The 18,741-nt window shown below is 67.6% G+C and carries 21 protein-coding genes; 6 read left to right on the forward strand and 15 right to left on the reverse strand.

From position 1 onward, the window contains the following. From LC068_RS08015 to LC068_RS08030, 4 genes are read left to right on the forward strand one after another with little or no spacing between them, the layout of a single operon-like run. On the forward strand, positions 1–270 hold the full coding sequence (locus tag LC068_RS08015; protein ID WP_226636142.1) for an ATP synthase F1 subunit epsilon: 270 nt from the start codon (positions 1–3) through the stop codon (positions 268–270). A 34-nt stretch (positions 271–304) separates the two neighbouring features. After that, on the forward strand, positions 305–877 hold the full coding sequence (locus tag LC068_RS08020) for a hypothetical protein (RefSeq protein WP_226636144.1): 573 nt from the start codon (positions 305–307) through the stop codon (positions 875–877). After that, positions 874–1,716 (forward strand): hypothetical protein, encoded by an 843-nt coding sequence (locus tag LC068_RS08025; RefSeq protein ID WP_226636146.1) that lies wholly within the window; start codon positions 874–876, stop codon positions 1,714–1,716. Before LC068_RS08020 ends, LC068_RS08025 begins: the two co-directional genes overlap by 4 nt. Positions 1,717–1,758: 42 nt before the next feature. Then, a complete protein-coding gene (locus tag LC068_RS08030; RefSeq protein ID WP_226636148.1) occupies positions 1,759–2,034 on the forward strand; it encodes a DUF1272 domain-containing protein in 276 nt (91 codons plus the stop codon). On the opposite strand, the gene LC068_RS08035 is transcribed toward LC068_RS08030, so the two are convergent. The 10 genes from LC068_RS08035 to obgE all read right to left on the reverse strand — a co-directional run bounded on the left by LC068_RS08035 (position 1,992) and on the right by obgE (position 11,718). Next, positions 1,992–2,474, reverse strand: coding sequence for an RNA pyrophosphohydrolase (locus LC068_RS08035; protein WP_226636150.1), 483 nt, complete (start codon positions 2,472–2,474; stop codon positions 1,992–1,994). The two genes, LC068_RS08030 and LC068_RS08035, sit on opposite strands and share 43 nt — an antisense overlap. A 6-nt stretch (positions 2,475–2,480) precedes the next feature. Next, positions 2,481–3,680: a divergent polysaccharide deacetylase family protein gene (locus tag LC068_RS08040; protein WP_226636152.1), complete on the reverse strand. Its 1,200-nt coding sequence runs from the start codon at positions 3,678–3,680 to the stop codon at positions 2,481–2,483. 125 nt (positions 3,681–3,805) lie between these two features. Next, on the reverse strand, positions 3,806–5,170 hold the full coding sequence (locus LC068_RS08045) for a S41 family peptidase (protein ID WP_226636154.1): 1,365 nt from the start codon (positions 5,168–5,170) through the stop codon (positions 3,806–3,808). Positions 5,171–5,307: 137 nt separating this feature from the next. Further along, positions 5,308–6,378: a murein hydrolase activator EnvC family protein gene (locus LC068_RS08050; protein WP_226636156.1), complete on the reverse strand. Its 1,071-nt coding sequence runs from the start codon at positions 6,376–6,378 to the stop codon at positions 5,308–5,310. Between the two features lie 5 nt (positions 6,379–6,383). Beyond that, positions 6,384–6,848 (reverse strand): 23S rRNA (pseudouridine(1915)-N(3))-methyltransferase RlmH, encoded by a 465-nt coding sequence (gene rlmH, locus LC068_RS08055; protein ID WP_226636159.1) that lies wholly within the window; start codon positions 6,846–6,848, stop codon positions 6,384–6,386. Positions 6,849–6,875: 27 nt separating this feature from the next. Continuing rightward, the gene (rsfS, locus tag LC068_RS08060) at positions 6,876–7,298 is read right to left on the reverse strand and encodes a ribosome silencing factor (RefSeq protein ID WP_209119144.1); all 423 of its coding nucleotides are present in this window, start codon (positions 7,296–7,298) and stop codon (positions 6,876–6,878) included. An 82-nt stretch (positions 7,299–7,380) separates the two neighbouring features. Beyond that, on the reverse strand, positions 7,381–8,049 hold the full coding sequence (locus LC068_RS08065) for a nicotinate-nucleotide adenylyltransferase (RefSeq protein ID WP_226636161.1): 669 nt from the start codon (positions 8,047–8,049) through the stop codon (positions 7,381–7,383). A gap of 92 nt (positions 8,050–8,141) precedes the next feature. Next, the gene (locus tag LC068_RS08070) at positions 8,142–9,443 is read right to left on the reverse strand and encodes a glutamate-5-semialdehyde dehydrogenase (protein WP_226636164.1); all 1,302 of its coding nucleotides are present in this window, start codon (positions 9,441–9,443) and stop codon (positions 8,142–8,144) included. Positions 9,444–9,508: 65 nt separating this feature from the next. Further along, positions 9,509–10,666, reverse strand: coding sequence for a glutamate 5-kinase (gene proB / locus LC068_RS08075; RefSeq protein ID WP_226636166.1), 1,158 nt, complete (start codon positions 10,664–10,666; stop codon positions 9,509–9,511). Next, positions 10,654–11,718 (reverse strand): GTPase ObgE, encoded by a 1,065-nt coding sequence (obgE, locus tag LC068_RS08080; protein ID WP_226636168.1) that lies wholly within the window; start codon positions 11,716–11,718, stop codon positions 10,654–10,656. Before obgE ends, proB begins: the two co-directional genes overlap by 13 nt. A 100-nt stretch (positions 11,719–11,818) precedes the next feature. Between obgE and LC068_RS08085 the strand changes: the two genes are divergently transcribed. Next, a complete protein-coding gene (locus tag LC068_RS08085; protein WP_226636170.1) occupies positions 11,819–12,481 on the forward strand; it encodes a hypothetical protein in 663 nt (220 codons plus the stop codon). Positions 12,482–12,484: 3 nt separating this feature from the next. On the opposite strand, the gene ald is transcribed toward LC068_RS08085, so the two are convergent. Beyond that, entirely contained in the window at positions 12,485–13,600 is a 1,116-nt protein-coding gene (ald, locus tag LC068_RS08090; protein WP_226636173.1) for an alanine dehydrogenase, read from the reverse strand. Positions 13,601–13,734: 134 nt separating this feature from the next. On the opposite strand from ald, the gene LC068_RS08095 reads away from it, so the two are divergent. Further along, on the forward strand, positions 13,735–14,211 hold the full coding sequence (locus LC068_RS08095) for an Lrp/AsnC family transcriptional regulator (protein ID WP_226636174.1): 477 nt from the start codon (positions 13,735–13,737) through the stop codon (positions 14,209–14,211). 4 nt (positions 14,212–14,215) lie between these two features. On the opposite strand, the gene LC068_RS08100 is transcribed toward LC068_RS08095, so the two are convergent. From LC068_RS08100 to LC068_RS08115, 4 genes are all read right to left on the reverse strand, one after another. Beyond that, positions 14,216–15,124, reverse strand: coding sequence for a type II toxin-antitoxin system death-on-curing family toxin (locus LC068_RS08100; RefSeq protein WP_226636175.1), 909 nt, complete (start codon positions 15,122–15,124; stop codon positions 14,216–14,218). 76 nt (positions 15,125–15,200) lie between these two features. Beyond that, a complete protein-coding gene (locus LC068_RS08105; RefSeq protein ID WP_226636176.1) occupies positions 15,201–16,652 on the reverse strand; it encodes an NAD-dependent succinate-semialdehyde dehydrogenase in 1,452 nt (483 codons plus the stop codon). A gap of 43 nt (positions 16,653–16,695) precedes the next feature. Continuing rightward, positions 16,696–18,369, reverse strand: a complete 1,674-nt coding sequence (locus tag LC068_RS08110; RefSeq protein WP_226636177.1) for an MFS transporter — start codon at positions 18,367–18,369, stop codon at positions 16,696–16,698. A gap of 190 nt (positions 18,370–18,559) precedes the next feature. Beyond that, on the reverse strand, positions 18,560–18,697 hold the full coding sequence (locus tag LC068_RS08115; protein ID WP_209119128.1) for an entericidin A/B family lipoprotein: 138 nt from the start codon (positions 18,695–18,697) through the stop codon (positions 18,560–18,562). Positions 18,698–18,741 lie beyond the last annotated feature (44 nt).

An 18,741-nucleotide genomic window follows, 5' to 3' on the forward strand; every position in this document is an offset into this window, starting at 1 on the left:
ATGGCCGGCAAGCTCTCCTTCTCCCTCGTCTCGCCGGAACGCGAGGTCTTTTCGGGCCTCGTGGACCAGGTGGACGCGCCCGGCGTCGAGGGTGACTTCGGCGTGCTGGCCGACCACGCGCCCTTCATGACGGCCCTGCGCGAAGGCACCGTCACCGTTCTGGACGGCGGTAACCGTCGCCAGTTCGAGGTCGAGGGCGGTTTTGCCGACGTGACCCCGGCCGGCCTGACCATCCTGGCCGAGCGCGCCTCGGAAGTGGCGGCGGGCTGATTCCCGCTTGACGCGTTTCATCTGAAGAAGCCTTATGGCCGCTTCCGGAAGGAGGCGGCCATTGCGCATTTCAGGTGCCCTGATCCTTGCTCTCATGACGGTCCTGCCGGTTCCGGCGGCTGCCGGACAGGACGCGCCACGCTGCGTCGCAGAACCGCCACAGCCGCCCGCACCTGTCGACTGGTTCCTTCTGTCGTGGGACGGTCAGCCGGACTTGAGACTGCATGTGCAATCCGAACGCTTCTGCGGCCAGGTCGCGGACGCGATCAAGGCGGCCCTTTCCGGGTCTACGTCGCGCCGGGATCGGCGGGCCAGGACTCAGGGCGAGAGCCTGCTGGCCAGGCTTCCTGCGTCGGGAGACCTTTATCTGGACCGTTTCGGCCGCGCGCACCACTTCGTCCGCTCGGAGGACCCCACCCTGACCAGTGCGGAAATCAGCCTCGGGCCGGACGTGTCCGGAGAAATCTATGCGCGGGTGCGCTATCCTCGCTCGTACGAGGGTGTGCGCAATCTGTACGCCACGCCCACCTCCTCGGTCGCCTTTTTCGACGATCCCAGCGCGTCCGAGGGCATGCGGGCGGTGACCTACGGGCCTGAGACGCCATGAGCCGGATTTTGGCTGGAGTCGCCGGCCTCTGCCTGCTCGCCGCGCTTGGCGGCTGCACCGCGGTGGGAGAACCGGCTCTGGATGCCCAAGGGTGCCGCCCGGCAACGACGATCTATCAGCCCGGCGTGGGGCCCGGCGGCGGGGGCCAAGTAATCCACATTCCCCGATCCTGCCCCCGGGCCGCCCTCGTGACACCCGAAGAGGCGGTCGCTGCCGCCGTCATCGCCGGGGCGGAAGATGCCTTGCGCGACCGAAGCCAGGACGCCCGGCCACCGGTCGAGCGCCCCGACCCGCCGCCGCCCGTCAGCGTCGAAGCGGCCATCCGTAACGGGATCGAGGACTTCTGCGGCTGGTTTTTCAGCGACGCACCCTATTCTATGGATGGGCTGAGGCAGGCTGCGTTTGACGCTGGCTATGCGCCCGGATCGCCGGCGCAGTTCTTTCCTCTGCCCGAGATGCTGCGGGCGCCGTCGTTCAGCTCCCTGGGCTTCACCGCCATCATCGCGGACCGTCTGAGTGACCGTCATGGCGTCGTTGCCTTTGTCAGCTTCCACCATCCGACTTGCCAGATTCAGCTTTATGGCCACGGACCGGAGGGCGATGCGGTGATTGCGCAGCTTGAGGCCGAGGGCTGGCACAAGGCAGGCGCGCCCGTGGAGGGGGGCGGGCTCTCGGCGCAACGCTATTATGGCGGAGATCCGGATCAGCGGCTGACCATGGTGGTGAGCCGGGTGATCGGCGAAGATCCCGACCGGGACGGGGCGTGGCTCGATATGATCATCAATGTCGTACCGGGTGAGGACCCCCAGCGGGGCCTGATGGTCGATCCCGACACTTGATGCTCACGCCCGCTCCCCCACGAGGAGAGGATTGAAAATCACGTGCTCCAGCTCAGACCCAACTGTGAATGCTGCGACCGGGACTTGCCGTTTGACAGTTCGGCGGCCCGCATCTGCACCTTCGAATGCACGTTTTGCGCAGATTGCGTGGATGGACCGCTGAAGGGCGTGTGCCCGAACTGCGGCGGCGGCTTCGTCCCACGCCCGATCCGGCCAGCACGGCTGATGGCCAAATATCCGGCGTCGACAAAACGCGTGCTCCAGCCGCAGGGCTGTCAGGCGGCGAACCGGGCGAACGCGGCACAGACCTCTTCATAGACGGCGCGCTTGAAGGGCACGATCAGGCCGGGCGCTTCGGACAGGTCGGCCCAGCGCCAGGTGTCGAACTCCTGCTCGCCGTGCGCGGTCAGGTCGACCTCCTCGTCGCGCCCCGTGAACCGGTAGGCGAACCACATCTGCTTCTGGCCGATGTTGCCCCGGCGCTTCATGGGGCCGTTCAGGATTTCGGGCGGGAAGTCATAGGTCAGCCAGTCGTCGGTCTGGCCCAGCCACTCAACCGAGCGGACTCCGGTTTCCTCGAACAGTTCGCGGCGCGCGGCGGCCTCGAGGTCCTCGCCCTTGTCGACACCCCCTTGCGGGAACTGCCAGTTCCAGGGATCGGGCGTCCCGATGCGGCGGCCAAGCCAGACAAGGCCTTCCGCGTTGAACAGGACGACACCGACATTGGGCCGATAGAGGGACAGATCGCGCACGCGCATCCCCCCCTAGCGCCCCGGGCGACGGGTCATGGCACTGGCGGGCGCCAGTTGCAGACCACGGGCCTCAAGCCCGGCCGCCCAGCGGGCCACGGCCTCGACCGTCACGGGATAGCTGAATCCGGTGCCGAGCGCATCGCCGCGCTGCTTGGCCATGGCCTCGACCGCATTCAGCTGACCCATGATGGCGACCGGGGTCTGGGTCTCGTCAATCACCCGGTCGGCACTGGCGCGCGACCAGGCACCGGGTCGGCGGCGCGCTTGGCCGTCGTCGATGAAGGCCAGACCGTGGGTGCGCAGCGTGCCCAGCATGCTGCCGAACGCCGCGTCTGACGTCATGAAGCGGTCGCCCAGATAGTTGGTCACGCCGAAATAGCCGGTCGCCCGGCCCAGCAGCCAGGGCAGCTTGCTGGCGACATCGTCGGGGCCGCCGTCCGCCAGCAGGGTGTAGGGGCCCGGATCGTTGTCGGGATAGCCGGTCGGCTCCATCGGGATTTCGATCATCACCTCATGGCCGTGCGCGCGGGCGAGGTCGATCCAGGCCTGCAGGTCGTCAGCATAGGGGACGAAGCTGAGGGTGATTTCCGGGGGCAGGCGTTCGATCGCGGCGCGGGTGGTCGTGGCGTTCAGGCCGAGGCCACCGACGATCAGGGCCACGCGCGGCTTGCCGTTCGCCCGGAACGGACGGGCATAGGCTTCGGCCGGGGTGCGTCCGTCGGCCGAGATGACCGGCAGCGGGCCGGCGGGTCCCGGGCGGCTCAGGCCCTCGATCGGCGCGCGCGGCAGGGGCGAGGTGGCGGCCAGACGCGGGGCGGTGATGCCCTCGCCCGAGCCCGAGACGCTGGCGCCGTCGGGCAGGGTGATGACGGCCTCGGTCCCGAGGGCGTCGGGGTCGGCGCCCAGATCCAGCCAGGCCGCGTCGGCACCGACGGTAAAGGCCTCCATGCCGGTCGGCACGCGCTCCACGGCCGCCTCGCGCTTGAGGTCGACACGGGCGGACGGCAGGCCCGCGCGAGGGTCGCCCAGAACCGCGACGAACAGCCCGGCGCTCAGCAGGACCAGCAGCCCGGCCGAGGCGACGGCTACCGGCGGGCGACGGAAGAAGGCGACGGCCCGCCTGGCCAGGGCAGCGAAATCCATCCGCGGCGGCGGAGTGCCGGCCCGGCGGGCAAGACGCGACTGGCGTTTGGCGAAACTGGACTCAGACATCGGACCCGGTCGGCATCACGGCCCGGCCCGCAGACGCGGTTCAGGCTACCTTGCCCCATGATGCCGGGCGCCGGTTAAGAAAGCCTAACGCCCGATTCACCATGACGGGGTCGCGGCCCCCTGCCCTATTCCGGAGTGGCGGTCGCCGCCATCTGGGCGGGTTCGGTGCCCGGCGGCGTGACGACGATGCCCTCGGGGGCCGCGGCCAGTTCGGTCAGGTCCCCGCCCGCGCGCAGCACGTCAAAGGCGCGCTCCAGCTGATAGTCCTTGTCGTCGGGATAGTCCTCGCCCGGGGCCTCGAACGGCACGTGGGGGCCCTTGCGCTCGGCCCCGATCGAGGCGTCCAGCGCGGTCGCATAGGCCGCCTCGGAGTAGATAAAGTTCGACCGGGCGACGATGCCCGCCTCGGCGAAGGAGCGCGAGACCTCCAGATCCGGCTCGATGCCGATCTTCTGGATGGAGGCGCCCGACGGGGTGTAATAGCGCGCCGTGGTGATCGACACGGCCCCATCCTGTCCGCCGCGCATCGGGATGACGGTCTGGACCGATCCCTTGCCGAAGCTGGTCAGGCCGACGATGGTCGCGCGCTGGTGGTCCTTGAGCGCGCCGGCCACGATTTCGGACGCCGAGGCCGAGCCATAGTTGACCAGCACGACGACCGGCAGGCCGTTGGCCAGATCACCCGGACGGGCCGAATAGCGCTCGAACTGCTCGGGCCGCCGGCCACGCTGGCTGACGATCTCGCCGCGTTCGAGGAAGGCGTCCGACACGGCGATGGCCGCGGTCAGCAAGCCCCCGCCATTGTTGCGCAGGTCCAGCACATAGCCCTTGATGTTCGGGTTCTCGCCCTGCAGGCGGGCCATGACCTCGTTCAGCTCGCGGCCGGTGTTCTCGTTGAAGGTCGAGATGCGGACATAGCCGAAGTCGCCCTCGACCCGGCCCGTCACGGACTCGATCTTGATGATCTCGCGCGTCAGGGTGACCTCGAGCGGCTCGGAGCCGTCACGCAGGAAGGTGACGCGCACGTCCGTACCCGCCGCCCCGCGCAGCTTCTCGGACACTTCCGACACCGACAGGCCCGCCGCGGTCATGCCCTCGATCGACGAGATCACATCGCCCGCCTGGACCCCGGCCCGGGCAGCGGGACCGCCGTCCATCGGCGAGATGACCTTCACGAAGCCGCCCTCGGCCGAAATGGTCAGGCCGACGCCGGAATACTGTCCTTCGGTGCGCTCGCGCAGCTCGCCAAAGCCCGCCGGCGCCAGATAGCTGGAGTGGGGGTCGAGCGCGGTCATCATGCCGCTCAGGGCCGCCTCGACCAGCTTCTTGTCGTCGACCGGGACCACATAGGCCTGCTTGACCACCGCCATGACGTCGCCGAACAGCTGGATGGCCTCGAAGGTCGAGTTGTTGCGGGCGTTCTGGGCCATGGCCGCAGCGCCGCCACCCAGAGCCAGGGCCGCACATCCGACAAGCAGCAGTTTACGCATACGTTCGTCTTTCCTTTGGCGGTGACGACGGGAGAGGACCCGAGCGTCCGACATGGGCCTTATCAAATAGTGGAACCCGGGACCAAATCGAGGCGAAACCCCAGCCGGGATATAAAATCTGTGTCACCGGGCCGGGCCTAGTCCAGCCAGGGCGAGGGATCGACCGGCAGTTCCTCGCGGCGCAGCTCCAGCAGGACCGGCAGGGCCTCGCTGCCCTGCCCCAGCCGCTGGCCCGTCTCGACGCGCTGACCGGTGGCGACGTCCAGCGCACCCAGACCCGACAGGACGACCCGCCAGCCGGGCCCGGCATCCAGAATGACCACCTGACCCCAGCCTTCGAGCGAACCCGCGTGGATGACCTCGGCCGACAGGGGCGCGACCACGGGCTGGCCCGCGGCCCGCCATTGCCAGCCCGTCGATCCGCTGCCGAACCGCTCGACCGGCGCCCCCTCGACCGGTGCCATCAGGCTGTCGCGGCCGGCGGGCAGGCGCAGGGCCGGTGTCTGGTTGACGGCGACGGTCGGGACGTTGGCGCCCGAGGACCGCAGGCGGGCTTCCAGCGCGCGGGCCTCGCGACCGGCCCGCGCCGCCTCGGCCCGAAGACTGGCCCGACGGGCACGATCCGCGGACAGGCGGGCATCCAGACTGGCGCGACGGTCGCCCGTCTGGCTTTCGCTGACGAACAGCCGCTCGCTTTTCAGGGCCAGGGCCCGACGCTCCGCGACCACGGCATCCCGGCGCCGGTCGGCCTTTTCCACCTGGGCCTCGAGCGGCGCGACCAGCGCCTGCATCAGGACGGCGGCGCGCACCGTGTCGACCGCCTCGTCCGACGAGACCAGCAGCGGCGGCGGCGGATGCCGGGTCAGGGTCTGGAGCGCGCCCAGCACCCGGGCCAGCGGCCCCCGGGCAAGGGCCAGGTCCTCAAGCGCCCGCGCCTCGAGCCGACCGGCCGCATCCAGCTGGCGGCGCTGGAGCTGGACGGTCAGATCGCCCTCGACCGGCTGGCGGGCCAGGGCGGCTTCGGTCGAGGCGATGCGACGATCGAGGGCAGAGACATCCGCCTCCAGCCGCCGCGAGCGGATGACCGCGTCGCGATAGCGGGCCTGAAGCTGGGCGACGGCTTCCGGATCGGCACGGGTCGGGGTCTGGCCCGAGACGGGCCCGACCAGACCGCAGGCCAGCAGGACGATAAGGAGGGCACGCCACATCGCCCTCAGTCCCGATGATAGGGGGTGCCGGCCAGCAGGGAGGTCGCCCGGTAGATCTGTTCGGCCAGCATGGCGCGGGCCAGGGCGTGGGGCCAGGTCTGTGGCCCGAAGGCCAGTGTCATCGAGGCCGCGTCCCGCACGCTGGCGTCCAGACCGTCGGCGCCGCCGATGACAAAGGCCAGATGGCGCTCTCCGCCGTCGCGGATGTCGCGGATCAACTCGGCGAAGGCGCGCGACGAGAAGGTCCGCCCGCGCTCGTCACAGGCGATCAGGCGCGCCCCGGCCGTGGCCGCCAGCAACGCTGCGGCCTCGGGTGCCGGACCCGACTTTTTCGGTTCTAGATCCACCAGATCACAGGGGCCCAGGCCGATCGCCCGGCCGGTGCGGCCCACGCGTTCGGCATAGTCGCTGGCGAGTTCAGCTTCGGGACCCCGCCCCGCGCGGCCGATGGCGACGATCGAGAGTTTCACGAAGGCCGTCCCCGGACCGGCAAGGGATCAGACGCGGGCCGTGCGGTGGGCGGCATCGACCGCCCAGATCTTTTCAATGTTGTAGAAGGTCCGCACCTCGGGCCGGAACAGGTGGACGATGACGTCACCGGCATCGATCAGCACCCAGTCGCAGTGCGGCAGGCCCTCGACCTTGACCCGGCCGAGGCCGTGATCCTTGAGCGTCCGCAGCAGGTGGTCGGCAAGCGCGCTGACGTGGCGATGCGAGCGGCCCGAAGCCACGATCATGGTGTCGGACATCGGGCTTTTGCCCTTGAGGTCGATCAGGACGATGTCCTGCGCCTTGTCCTCGTCCAGCTTGGCCAGGAGGGCGTTTTCGAGCGGGGTGCTTCCGGTCGGAAGTTCCGCAGAGTGGGCGCCGGGACTGTCCGGGCCGTCGGTCTCGGCGGAAGGCGTGTCGTCAGCGTGCACGTCGTGCGCGGGCGAGGGGGTCAGCGGAATACTCCAGTCGGTGACAGATCAGGCGCCAGCCTAGCACATCCCGCCGGGGCGGTCACGAGCGGCCCGCCGCCGCACGAATCTCGGTCGAGGAGGCCCGGTTGAGCGGCGCCGTCAGATAGACCCAGGCCGGGGCCTCGCGGTCGGCGAGGGTCAGCGCCTCGTGGGCGTGGATGCGGTAGCGGCGATAGCGGAGGGCCGCAGGCGCCGAGCGGCTCTCCAGCAGGCTGCCGGGGCGGGCGACGACGGCCATGGGCATCAGGGACAGCAGGTCGGTCCAGCCGCGCCAACGATGGAAGCTGGCCAGATTGTCCGACCCCATAAGCCAGACGAACTTCACACCCGGATAACGGGCCGTGAGCGCCCGCAATGTGTCGATGGTGCGGGTGGTGCCGACCCGGGACTCAAAGTCGGAAATGACCATGTGGCGGGCGCCGTCGCCCCGGTCGGCCCAGTGACGGGCCGAGGCCATCCGCTCGGCGAGCGGGGCGGTTTCGGTCGAGGACTTCAGCGGATTCTGGGGCGAGACCAGCCAGATGACCCGGTCCAGGCCCAGACGACGCAGGGCCGTTTCGGCCACATGGACATGGCCCTCATGCGCGGGATTGAACGAGCCGCCGAACAGGCCGACCCGCATGCCCGGATAGAGCAGCAGCCCGTCGTTCAGGCCGCCGGGGCGGGGCCCGGAGGTCCGGGGGGCAGGGCCGGCGTGAAAGAAGCTCAAGGACGGGTCTCGGCGGGGCTTATGCTCAGCGCTGCCCTAACATTCCCGTCCCGGCTTGTCTCGACCTGATTGCGGGGCCCTGATTGTGGGGCTCAGGGCCGGGCGTGGCCCTTGCCGCGTACCACATATTTGAAGCTGGTCAGCTGTTCGGCGCCCACCGGGCCGCGCGCGTGCAGTCGGTCGGTGGAAATGCCGATCTCGCCGCCAAATCCAAACTCGCCGCCGTCGGCATACTGGGTCGACGCATTGGCCAGCACGATGCCGGCGTCCGCCTGGGACAGGAAGCGCTCGATCACCGCATCGTCGGAGGCGACGATCGCCTCTGTGTGACCCGAGCCGTAGCGGGCAATGTGCTCCAGCGCGCCGCCGATGCCGTCGACCAGTTTCACGGCCATGATGGCGGCCAGATATTCGGTGGGCCAGTCGGCGTCGGTGGCCTCGGTCGCGTCGGGGATGATCTTGCGGGCCGCAGGATCGGCGCGCAGCTCACAGCCGGCCTTGGTCAGGGCCTCGGCGATGCCCGGCAACAGTTTCTCGGCCCCGGCCTTGTCGACCAGCAGGGTCTCGGCGGCCCCGCAGACCGACACGCGGCGCATCTTGGCGTTCAGCACCACCTCGCGCGCCATGTCCGGATCGGCGCTGGCGTCGACATAGACATGATTGACGCCCTCGAGATGGCCGAGGACGGCGACGCGCGCCTCGGTCTGCACGCGCTCGACCAGCGAGCGGCCGCCGCGCGGGATGAGCAGGTCGATGGACCCGTCCAGGCCTTGCAGGATGTGACCGACCGCCGCCCGATCGCGGGTGGTGACGATCTGCACGCACTCCTGCGGCAGGCCGGCATGCTTCAGCCCTTCGGCAAGGGCGGCGTGAATGGCGAGGTTCGAGCGCAGGCATTCCGAGCCTCCGCGCAGGATCACCGCATTGCCGGCGCGCACGGCCAGGGCCGCGGCATCGGCCGTCACATTGGGGCGGCTTTCATAGATGATGGCCAGCACGCCGATCGGCGTACGCACCCGGGCGATGTCGAGGCCGTTGTCGGGGGTCCAGCGCGCCGTTTCGATGCCGACGGGGTCGGGAATGGCCGCGATCTTCTCCAGAGCCTCGATCACCCCGCCCAGACGTTTTTCGTCGAGCGCCAGCCGGTCCATCATGGCCGACGCCATGCCCTTGGCCTTCGCGGCCTCGAGGTCCGCAGCATTGGCCTCCAGCACCTCGGCCGAGCGGGCCTTGAGCGCCTTGGCCATGCTGGCGATGGCGCGTGTCCGCGTCTCGGCCGAGGCAAGGCCCAGCTCTCGTGCTGCAGCGCGGGCCTTTCGGCCCAGAGCCAGCATCTCGGCTTCGAGGGTGGATCCGGTGGATGTGTCGGGTGCGATCTCCGCAGTCTGGGTCATGGTCATTCCTTTAAGGTCGGTCCGTCTCCGTCAGTTTCAACCCCCGAGGGGCGGTTCGGGCTTCGTCAGCGCAAGGCCAGGTCGTCGGCGTGGATCACCACCGGACCGCCGGGATAGCCCAGCGCGGCCTTGATTTCCGGGGATCTGAGGCCGGCAATCTTCGTCACATCGGAGGCGTCGTAGCGCACGAGGCCACGACCGATCTCGGCGCCCGTGTCGTCGAACACCTCGACCGGATCGCCCTTGCCGAAATTGCCGTCGACCGCGACGACGCCGGCAGCCAGCAGGGACTTGCCGCGCCCCAGCGCCTTCAGGCAGCCGCTGTCGACCACGATCTGGCCGCGCGTGGCCAGCGAGCCGCCGATCCATTGCTTGTAGGCCGCGCGCACCGTGGTCGAGGGCGCGATGAGGGTGCAACGACGGCCTTCCTCGATGTGCTGCGAGCCGCGCTTCTTCGAGCGGCCGGCGGCGATCAGGGTGGCGCACCCGGCCTCGCCCGCGATCCGGGCGGCCATCAGCTTGGTCGCCATGCCACCGGTGCCGACACCGGCGGCGGCGTTGGCGCCGGTCGCCATGGCCTCGATCTCGGGGGTAAGCTCGGCGATGAAAGGAATATGTTCCGCATCCGGATTCTGGCGCGGGTCGGCGGTATAGACCCCGTCCACGTCGGACAGCAGGATCAACAGGTCCGCGCCGATCAGCTGGGCCACGCGGGCCGCCAGCCGGTCATTGTCGCCATAGCGGATCTGTTCGGTGACGATGGTATCGTTCTCGTTGACGATCGGTACCGCGCCCATGTCCAGCAGGGCGCCGACGGTGGCGCGCGCGTTCAGCCAGCGGCGGCGGACCTCGGTGTCGTCGCGGGTCAGCAGGATCTGGGCGGTGACGATGTCATAGGGGTCGAACACCGACTCCCAGGCGTGCATCAGCATGGATTGGCCGGCAGCGGCCGAGGCCTGCTTCTTCTCCAGACCCCCGCCCCTAGCCCGCGAGCCGAGGCGTCGACGCCCCAGCGCGACGGCACCGGACGAGACCACCAGAACCTGCTTGCCCTCTTCGCGCCAGTCGGCGATGTCGGCGGCCAGGCCCTTCAGACGCGCCATGTCCACCGTATTGGACTTGCGGTCCACCAGCAGGGCAGAGCCGATCTTCAGAACAATGCGGTCAGCGGCGGCAATCGTCTTGGCGGCCTGGAGCGGCCGTTTGCGGGTCAAGGTGTCCATTCCTCCGTCGTGGGCGACACCCCGTCGTCCGACAGGGCGTCCTCGTCCTCGATCTCGCCACGCGTCCGGCGGACTTCAGCCCAGGCCGCGCGCAGCAGTTCAGGCACGCCCTCTCCGGACACGCCCGACACGAGGAACGGCTCGTATCCCAGAACGGTTGCAAGCTCTGCCGTTTTCTCGGCGCGCAGCTCTTCGGACAGGGCGTCAATCTTGTTCAGGGCCACCAGTTCGGTCTTGTCCGCCAGCCCTTCGCCGTAAGCTTCCAGCTCGTTGCGGATGGTGCGGTAGGCGCCCGCCACATCGTCCTGGGTGCCGTCGATCAGGTGAATCAGGCTGGCCGAGCGCTCGACGTGGCCGAGGAAGCGCGTGCCCAGCCCCGCCCCTTCGCTCGCCCCCTCGATCAGGCCCGGGATGTCGGCGATGACGAACCGCTCGCTGGGGCTGAGATCGACCACGCCCAGATTGGGCGTCAGGGTCGTGAACGGATAGTCGGCGATCTTGGGTTTGGCCGCCGACGCCGCCGACAGGAAGGTCGACTTGCCGGCATTGGGCAGGCCCGCCAGACCGACATCGGCGATCAGTTTCAGCCGCAGCCAGATCCAGCGCTCGCCGCCCTCCTGGCCCGGATTGGCATGGCGCGGGGCCTGGTTGACGGGGCCCTTGAAGCGCACATTGCCCCAGCCGCCATTGCCGCCGCGCAGCAGGCGCTCGCGCATGCCGACCGTATCCATGTCGAGCAGGACGGTTTCCTTGTCCTCGTCCAGCACCTGGGTGCCGACAGGCACCTTGAGCACCACATCCTCGCCCTTGCCACCGTGCATCTGGCGGCCCTGGCCGTGGTGGCCGGTCTGCGCCTTGAAATGCTGCTGGTAGCGATAGTCGATCAGGGTATTGAGCCCCTCGACCGCCTCGATCCAGACGTCGCCGCCGCGCCCGCCGTCTCCGCCGTCGGGGCCGCCGTTCGGGATGAATTTCTCGCGGCGGAACGAGACGGAACCCGCCCCGCCGTTGCCCGCGCGGATGTAGATCTTGGCCTGATCGAGGAACTTCATGCCCGGCTTATGGCCCATGAGGGCGGCAAATTACAGGCGTCTTTAAGCGGATCGAAAGCCGCAGCCTGCAGGATGGGCGGCGAAATCACGGGGGATCAGAATGATCTCGACCATCACAGGCCTGCTCCCGGCACCGCCGAGGCTGACGCCGACGCCGAAGGCGGAAGCGCCCGCGCGCGCGCCGAAGACACCCGACAAGACGGAGGAGGCCGGGGACGCCCCTGCCCTTCAACCCGCCTCGCAGAAGGCCCAGGCCCGCGACCTGGCCTGGAAGCGGCTGGAGCGGGTCAAGGCACGCATGGACGCGCTGAAGCTGATGATCAAGATCGATCCGCGCACCGCCCTGAAGCTGGCGGGCGAAATTGCGCGCGAGATGAAGGCGGCGGTCAAGGCCTATGCCGAGGCCGGCGGACGCAATGTCTCGGCCGGGGACCTGGCCCTCATACGCCGACAGGCCGCCGATGCCATCGCGGCCCGCGACGCGTCCGCCGAAGCAGGCCTCGATACGACCGGCATGGATTCACAGATCAAGGCGCTGGAGGCCCGCGAGGCCGACGCCTTCTCGGATTATGCCTTCTTCGATGAGGTCCGGCAGATCGTGCGCGGCCTGAAGAAGGCCCGCGAGGATGTGCGCAGCGAGTCCCTCCAGTCCATCCATCCCCCGAGCGAGGAGGACTGGAAGCGCGCCGATCGCGATCAGGCCGAGCTGGAGCGAGAGATCGACAGGGCCGCGTCCGGCCCCGCCGTCTCGATCCGGGTCTAGGCCCTATTTGCCCCAGACGCCGTAGGGGTCGGACCACTCCATGCCCATGGCCTCGGCCACGGCGGGATAGGTGATCTGGCCGCCCAGCACATTGAGGCCGCGCGCCAGGTGCGGGTCCTTCTTCAGCGCGTCGAGGCCATGATCGGCCAGCGCCAGGCCGAACGGCAGGGTCGCGTTGTTCAGGGCTTCCGAAGAGGTGCGCGGCGCGGCGCCCGGCATATTGGCCACGCAGTAGTGGACCACGCCGTCGATCTCATAGGTCGGGTCCTCGTGGGTGGTCGGCTTGGAGGTCTCGAAGCAGCCGCCCTGGTCGATGGCGACGTCGACCAGCACCGAGCCGTTCTTCATCTGCTTCAGGTGCTCGCGCTTGACCAGCTTGGGCGCGGCGGCGCCGTGCACCAGAACCGCGCCGATCACGACGTCGGCCTTCATGATCTCTTCCTCGATGGCGTTGATCGAGGAGTAGCGGGTGATGACCCGGCCGTCGGTCAGTTCGTCGATTTCGCGCATGCGGGGGATGGAGCGTTCCAGCACCACGACCTCGGCACCCAGACCCAGCGCCATGCGGGCCGAGTTAAAGCCCACCACGCCGCCACCCAGCACCGCCACGCGGGCCGGGGCCACGCCGGGCACGCCGCAGAACAGCAGGCCCATGCCGCCGTTGTGCTTCAGCAGGGTCTCGGCCGCCGAGAAGACGGCGATCCGGCCGGCCACTTCCGACATCGGCGCCAGCAGCGGCAGGCCGCCGTTGCGGTCGGTGACGGTCTCATAGGCGATGGCCGCGCACTTGGAGGCCAGCAGGCCCTTGGTCTGCTCGGGATCGGGCGCCAGGTGGAGATAGGTGTAGAGGATCTGGTCCTCGCGCAGCATCTCCCATTCGACCTTCTGGGGCTCCTTGACCTTCACGATCATGTCGCTGTCGGCAAAGACGGTCCTGGCGTCGGGGGCGATCTTTGCGCCCGCCAGCTTGTACTCGGCATCGGGGAAGCCCGCGCCCTCGCCGGCCCCGGTCTGGACCAGAACCGAGTGGCCGTGGGCCACATATTCGCGCACCGCCGTCGGCGTCAGGCCGATCCGGTGCTCGTTCTTCTTGATCTCCTTGGGGACGCCTACGCGCATGACGGTTTCCTCTGCTGGGCGGCGATGGCCGGACCGGTGTCGGGTCGCAATCTAGCGAGGGGCGCGGCGCAGGTTCCTGTTCATTTTGCGAAGTGAACAGCGTAAAGTCGCAGAAGCTTGCGCGAGGAGCGACCTTGAAGACTGTTTCTGCCGTCACCCTGGATGCGATCGATCGCAAGATGCTGCGCGCCCTGCAGGAGAATGGACGCATCTCGAATGCCGATCTGGCCCGCGCGGTGAACCTGTCGGAGAGCGCCTGCCTCAGGCGCCTGCGGGCGCTCGAGACCGCCGGTGTCATCAGCCGCTATGCCGCCATCATCAATGAGCGGGCCGTGGGCCTGCCGATCAGTGTGTTCGTCACCGTCACCCTGTCATCCCAGGCCGAAAGCGCCCTGACCGCCTTCGAGACGGCCGTCGCCACCGTGCCCGAGGTGGTCGAATGCTATCTGATGACCGGCGGCTCGGACTACCTGCTGCGACTGGTGGTGCGCGACGTCGACGATCTGGAGCGGGTCCATTCGCACGAGCTGACCCGCATCCCCGGCGTCACCCGCGTCTCGTCCAGCGTCGCCATGCGCACCGTGGTCAAGCGCGGCGCGCTGCCGGTGTAAGACGTTAGCGATAGGCGAGCCGCTCCAACGCTGTCTGGTAGCGAGAGATAAGTGCTGCCGCAGGGTCTGCGGCTTGAAAAAACGCGGCAGAATCAAACCCATCCCGATAAGTCAGTCCGGTCGCCACCCTTACCTCGTCGACCACATCCTTATTCACTTCACGAGTCCAGCCGGGAAAGCCGATTTGCTTGACTTTTTGGTCCACAACCTCACGGGGCCCCCAGCCAAGCCACTTCCTTCGAGGGACCCTCCTAACGACGTCGATATAGTTCTTGTCCGGATTCGACAGCTCATAGCCAAAACGTTTTAATATCTGATTCAGCTCTCTATAGTTTACCAAATACCTCCTTTTATCCACTTTGCGAAAGTTATCTGACAAATACTCCGCGATAAAGTATACTGCTGCGTCAGATTCGCCATATCTATCTTTTAACGACTTAAATCTCGCCTTCGTCTTATAGTTATTGCTGGCAATATTAACGGTAAAATCTTCTATTTCTTTTTCTGATATTTTCGGAGTGTACTTTTCTACGTGTAGCGCATACAGCATTATCAAAAATGCGGTGCGCTTATTCGCATCATGAAAAGGGTGATCTTTTATTAGCCCAAAAAATAGAGACGCAATCTTTTCGATTTCATTGTGCCACTTTACTGAATTAAAGTGGACCGACTGCTGTCGCGAAACCGCCGACTCCAGTAAAGATAGGTCTCTTGGGCCCGCCTGAAAAAGACCTTCGCCTTTCTCAGAAAAAAAGTCGCATATTAAGTAATGCGCTCTCAGAACGTCAAACAGTCCAATAACACAATGGCTGGAAAATGGGTCATCATGGTCGTACTTCGAGAATAAGGAATCGAGCGCCTTTTGAGCATCAGGGCTCAGCGTCTCAAACTGCCATTGCCTATCTTTCGCCATTCTCAACTTGTGCCGCGATTCGCGTACCGTTCAATGCGAACGGCATAGCTAAGGAGAGCACCTGCTCGTGCCGCGCCTAGCCCAGCTTCAGCGTCAGGGTCTTGATGTCCAGATAGTCGTCGATGCCGTGGGTCGAGCCCTCTCGGCCATAGCCGGACTGTTTGACGCCGCCGAAGGGGGCGACCGGCGTCGACATCAGGCCGGTGTTGATGCCGCACATGCCGGCCTCGATCCGCCGGCCGATGCGGATGGCGCGGTCCAGGTTCGAGGTGAACAGATAGGAGGCCAGACCCAGGTCGCTGTCGTTCGCCTTGTCCAGCACCTCGTCCTCGCTGTCGAAGGCGAACACCGGCACCAGCGGGCCAAAGGTCTCCTCCTCGCGGAACAGAGCGTCATCGCCGCCGAAGGTCACGGTCGGCGTATAGAACCGCCCGCCCAGTGCGTGACGTTCGCCTCCGGTCAGCACCTCACCGCCTGCGGCCTTCACCTTGTTCAGATGATCCTCGACCTTGTCGACGCCCTTGTCCTCGATCAGCGGACCGACCTTGACGCCATCGTCAAAGGCATTGCCGACCTTGAGCTTTGACACCTCGGCCGCCAGCCTGTCGGCATAGTCCCGCGCCACGGATCGTTCGACATAGACCCGGTTCGGACAGACGCAGGTCTGGCCGGAATTGCGGAACTTGCCCTTGATGGTCTCGGCCACGGCCTGATCCAGATCGGCGTCGGCGAAGACGATCAGGGGGGCGGCGCCGCCCAGCTCCATCGACACGCGCTTCAGGGTGGGCGCGCACTGCTCGGCCAGCTTGCGGCCGACGGGGGTCGAGCCGGTGAAGCTGAGCTTGCGGATCACGGGCGAGGCCGTGAGCACCCCGCCGACCGTCGCGGCATCGCCGGTGACGAGGTTCAGCACGCCATCGGGCAGGCTGGCTTTCTGTGCCAGTTCGACCAGGGCGATGGCGGTAAAGGGCGTCTGGCTGGCCGGCTTGACCACGGCGGTGCAGCCGGCGGCAAAGGCTGGGCCCAGCTTGCGCGTCAGCATGGCCGCCGGGAAATTCCACGGGGTGATGAGGGCACAGGGACCCACGGCCTTGCGGAAGGTCAGGATGACATGGCCCAGCGGGCTGTCCTGGGTCTCGCCGATCATGCGCTCGGCCTCGCCCGCGAACCACTTCAGAAAGCCGTTGGCGTACGCGACCTCGCCCTTCGCCTCTTCCAGCGGCTTGCCGTTTTCCAGCGCCATCAGCCCCGCCAGCCCCTCGGCGTTCTCGTCGATCAGCCGGGCCCATTCGCGCAGGAAGGCTGCGCGTTCGTCCGTGCGCTTGCCGGACCAGCCCTCGAAGGCGCGGTCGGCGGCGTCGATGGCCTGCTGCGTTTCGGCCTCGCCGAGGTCGGGCACGGAGCCCAGAACCTCACCGGTCGCCGGATCATCCACCGCAATGGTCTTGCCGCCCGTCACCGCCTTGCCGTCGATCAGGGCATGCTCACGCAGCAGTTTCAGACCGGCGTCGCGGGCGGAATGGGACATGACAGGACCTTTCAGGCGGGGAGAAATATGGGCAGGGAACGCGTCAGTCGCCGATGGTATCCAGATCGCGCCCCCGCGTTTCCGGCAGCCAGATGAGGCTGACGATCACCGCGATCAGGGTGAAGGCGACCGAATACCACAGACCGAAATAGATATTCCCCGACCAGGCCACCAAAGCAAAGCTGGCCGCCGGCAGAAGCCCCCCGACCCAGCCGGTGCCGATATTGTAGGGCAGGCTCATGGCCGTATAGCGCACCCGGGTCGGGAACAGCTCGACCAGGGCCGCAGCCTGCGGCCCGTAGAGTGCCGTCGCCGCCACCATGAAGATCATCAGGATTCCGAATACGGCCGGAAGATTGACGCGTGCCGGATCGGCCCGCTCGGGATAACCCGCCTCGAGCAGGGCCGCCTTGATGCGGGCCTCAACTTCCGTCCGGGCGGCCTTGAGCGCCGCGTCGTCCAGCTGGCCACCCTCGACCGAGGCGACCCGCGTCCCGCCGACCTGCACGACAGCCGACGTTCCGGCGGGCGCCGCGACATTGTCATAGCTGACCCCGGCGTTCGACAGCACAGCCTTGGCGATGTCGCAGCTGCTGGAGAAGGCCGCCTTGCCTACGGGGTCGAACTGGACCGCGCATGTGGACGGGTCCGCCACCACCGTGACCGGCGCCCGGGCCTGTGCCTCGGCCAGTGCCGGATTGGCCGCTCGCGTCAGGGCGTGGAAACCGGGGAAGAAGGCGACGAGCGCCAGGATCATGCCGAACAGCATGACCGGCTTGCGCCCCACCCGGTCCGACAGCCAGGCGAAGAACACATACATCAATGCCGACGCCACGGTGATCGCCAGCACCAGCTGATCGACGGTCGCTACATCGACCCGCAGGACCCGCTCCATGAAGAAGCGCGTGTAGAAATAGCCGCAGTACCAGACCGCCCCCTGGGCGATCATGATGCCGAACAGGGCGATGAGCACGAAGCGCCCGTTCTTCCATGTGGCGAACGCTTCGCGATAGGGCGCGCGATGCGCAGCCCCCTCTGCCTCCATGCGGACATAGGCGGGGCTCTCGTTCAGCTTCATGCGGATCCACAGGGACACCGCCAGCAACAGGGCCGACAGGAGGAACGGAATACGCCAGCCCCAGGCGTCGAAGGCCTCACTACCGACGACCGCGCGTGTAATCAGGATCACGCTGAGGGCGCCGATCAGGCCGAGGGCGGCGGTGGTCTGGATCCAGCCCGTCATCAGGCCGCGCCGCTCGCGCGGGGCATGCTCGGCCACATAGATGGCCGCCCCGCCGTACTCTCCGCCCAGGGCAAACCCCTGCAGCACGCGCATCAGGATCAGCAGGATCGGCGCGGCGACATTGATCTGGCCATAGTCCGGCAACAGGCCGATGGTCACGGTCGCCCCGCCCATGAGGGTGATGGTCACGAGGAAGGTCGTCTTGCGACCGGTCCTGTCGCCGAACCAGCCGAACACCAGCGCGCCCAGCGGCCGGACGACAAAGCCGACCCCGAAGGTCAGCAGGGCGAGGATATAGCCCGTCGTCTCGCCCACCTCGGCATAGAAGTGACGGGCGATGATCGTCGCCAGCGAGCCGAAGATGAAGAAGTCATACCATTCGAAGGCCGTGCCCGCCGCCGAGGCGGTCACCACGGTCCTGAGGCCCGGCCCGCCGTTCGGCTGGTCCGAAGCCTGAATCCGGTCGGCCCCCATGCCGCCCTCCCCTGTTGCCGGGCCTTCTGGCGAGGCCCTCCCCACGGCCATGCTTAAACCGTCAGACGGCGTCCGCAAGCGGGTGCCGGACATGACAGACCCCACCGGTGGGGGGAAACCGGTGGGGTCCGACCTTCACGCCATAGCCTGGGGGGAGGCAAACGCGGCGTGGCTGTACTGTGGGGTCGCCTTAGTTGGCGGCGTCTTCGGCCGCTTCCTCGACGGCACCGCCGACGGCCTGGGTGTCACGGCCGGCGCCGGCGATGGTGTTGCAGGCGGCGGTGGTCAGGGCGGCGGCAGCGGCGACCAGAATGAAGATCTTGCGCATGGTGTGTATCCTTCTCTCGGGGCGCCGGAGCGCGGGGTGTCTCG

The sequence above is a fragment of the Brevundimonas poindexterae genome (genome assembly GCF_020524625.1).
Lineage (GTDB): Bacteria > Pseudomonadota > Alphaproteobacteria > Caulobacterales > Caulobacteraceae > Brevundimonas > Brevundimonas poindexterae_A.

Coding starts and splice junctions, on each gene's coding strand:
- LC068_RS08110 (WP_226636177.1), bottom strand. CDS start 18,369: ATGGGGGCCGACCGGATTCAGGCTTCGGACCAGCCGAACGGCGGGCCG.
- LC068_RS08025 (WP_226636146.1), top strand. CDS start 874: ATGAGCCGGATTTTGGCTGGAGTCGCCGGCCTCTGCCTGCTCGCCGCG.
- LC068_RS08020 (WP_226636144.1), top strand. CDS start 305: ATGGCCGCTTCCGGAAGGAGGCGGCCATTGCGCATTTCAGGTGCCCTG.
- LC068_RS08035 (WP_226636150.1), bottom strand. CDS start 2,474: ATGCGCGTGCGCGATCTGTCCCTCTATCGGCCCAATGTCGGTGTCGTC.
- LC068_RS08070 (WP_226636164.1), bottom strand. CDS start 9,443: ATGACCCAGACTGCGGAGATCGCACCCGACACATCCACCGGATCCACC.
- LC068_RS08050 (WP_226636156.1), bottom strand. CDS start 6,378: ATGTGGCGTGCCCTCCTTATCGTCCTGCTGGCCTGCGGTCTGGTCGGG.
- obgE (WP_226636168.1), bottom strand. CDS start 11,718: ATGAAGTTCCTCGATCAGGCCAAGATCTACATCCGCGCGGGCAACGGC.
- proB (WP_226636166.1), bottom strand. CDS start 10,666: ATGGACACCTTGACCCGCAAACGGCCGCTCCAGGCCGCCAAGACGATT.
- LC068_RS08040 (WP_226636152.1), bottom strand. CDS start 3,680: ATGTCTGAGTCCAGTTTCGCCAAACGCCAGTCGCGTCTTGCCCGCCGG.
- LC068_RS08115 (WP_209119128.1), bottom strand. CDS start 18,697: ATGCGCAAGATCTTCATTCTGGTCGCCGCTGCCGCCGCCCTGACCACC.
- LC068_RS08015 (WP_226636142.1), top strand. CDS start 1: ATGGCCGGCAAGCTCTCCTTCTCCCTCGTCTCGCCGGAACGCGAGGTC.
- LC068_RS08100 (WP_226636175.1), bottom strand. CDS start 15,124: ATGGCGAAAGATAGGCAATGGCAGTTTGAGACGCTGAGCCCTGATGCT.
- LC068_RS08105 (WP_226636176.1), bottom strand. CDS start 16,652: ATGTCCCATTCCGCCCGCGACGCCGGTCTGAAACTGCTGCGTGAGCAT.
- LC068_RS08045 (WP_226636154.1), bottom strand. CDS start 5,170: ATGCGTAAACTGCTGCTTGTCGGATGTGCGGCCCTGGCTCTGGGTGGC.
- ald (WP_226636173.1), bottom strand. CDS start 13,600: ATGCGCGTAGGCGTCCCCAAGGAGATCAAGAAGAACGAGCACCGGATC.
- LC068_RS08085 (WP_226636170.1), top strand. CDS start 11,819: ATGATCTCGACCATCACAGGCCTGCTCCCGGCACCGCCGAGGCTGACG.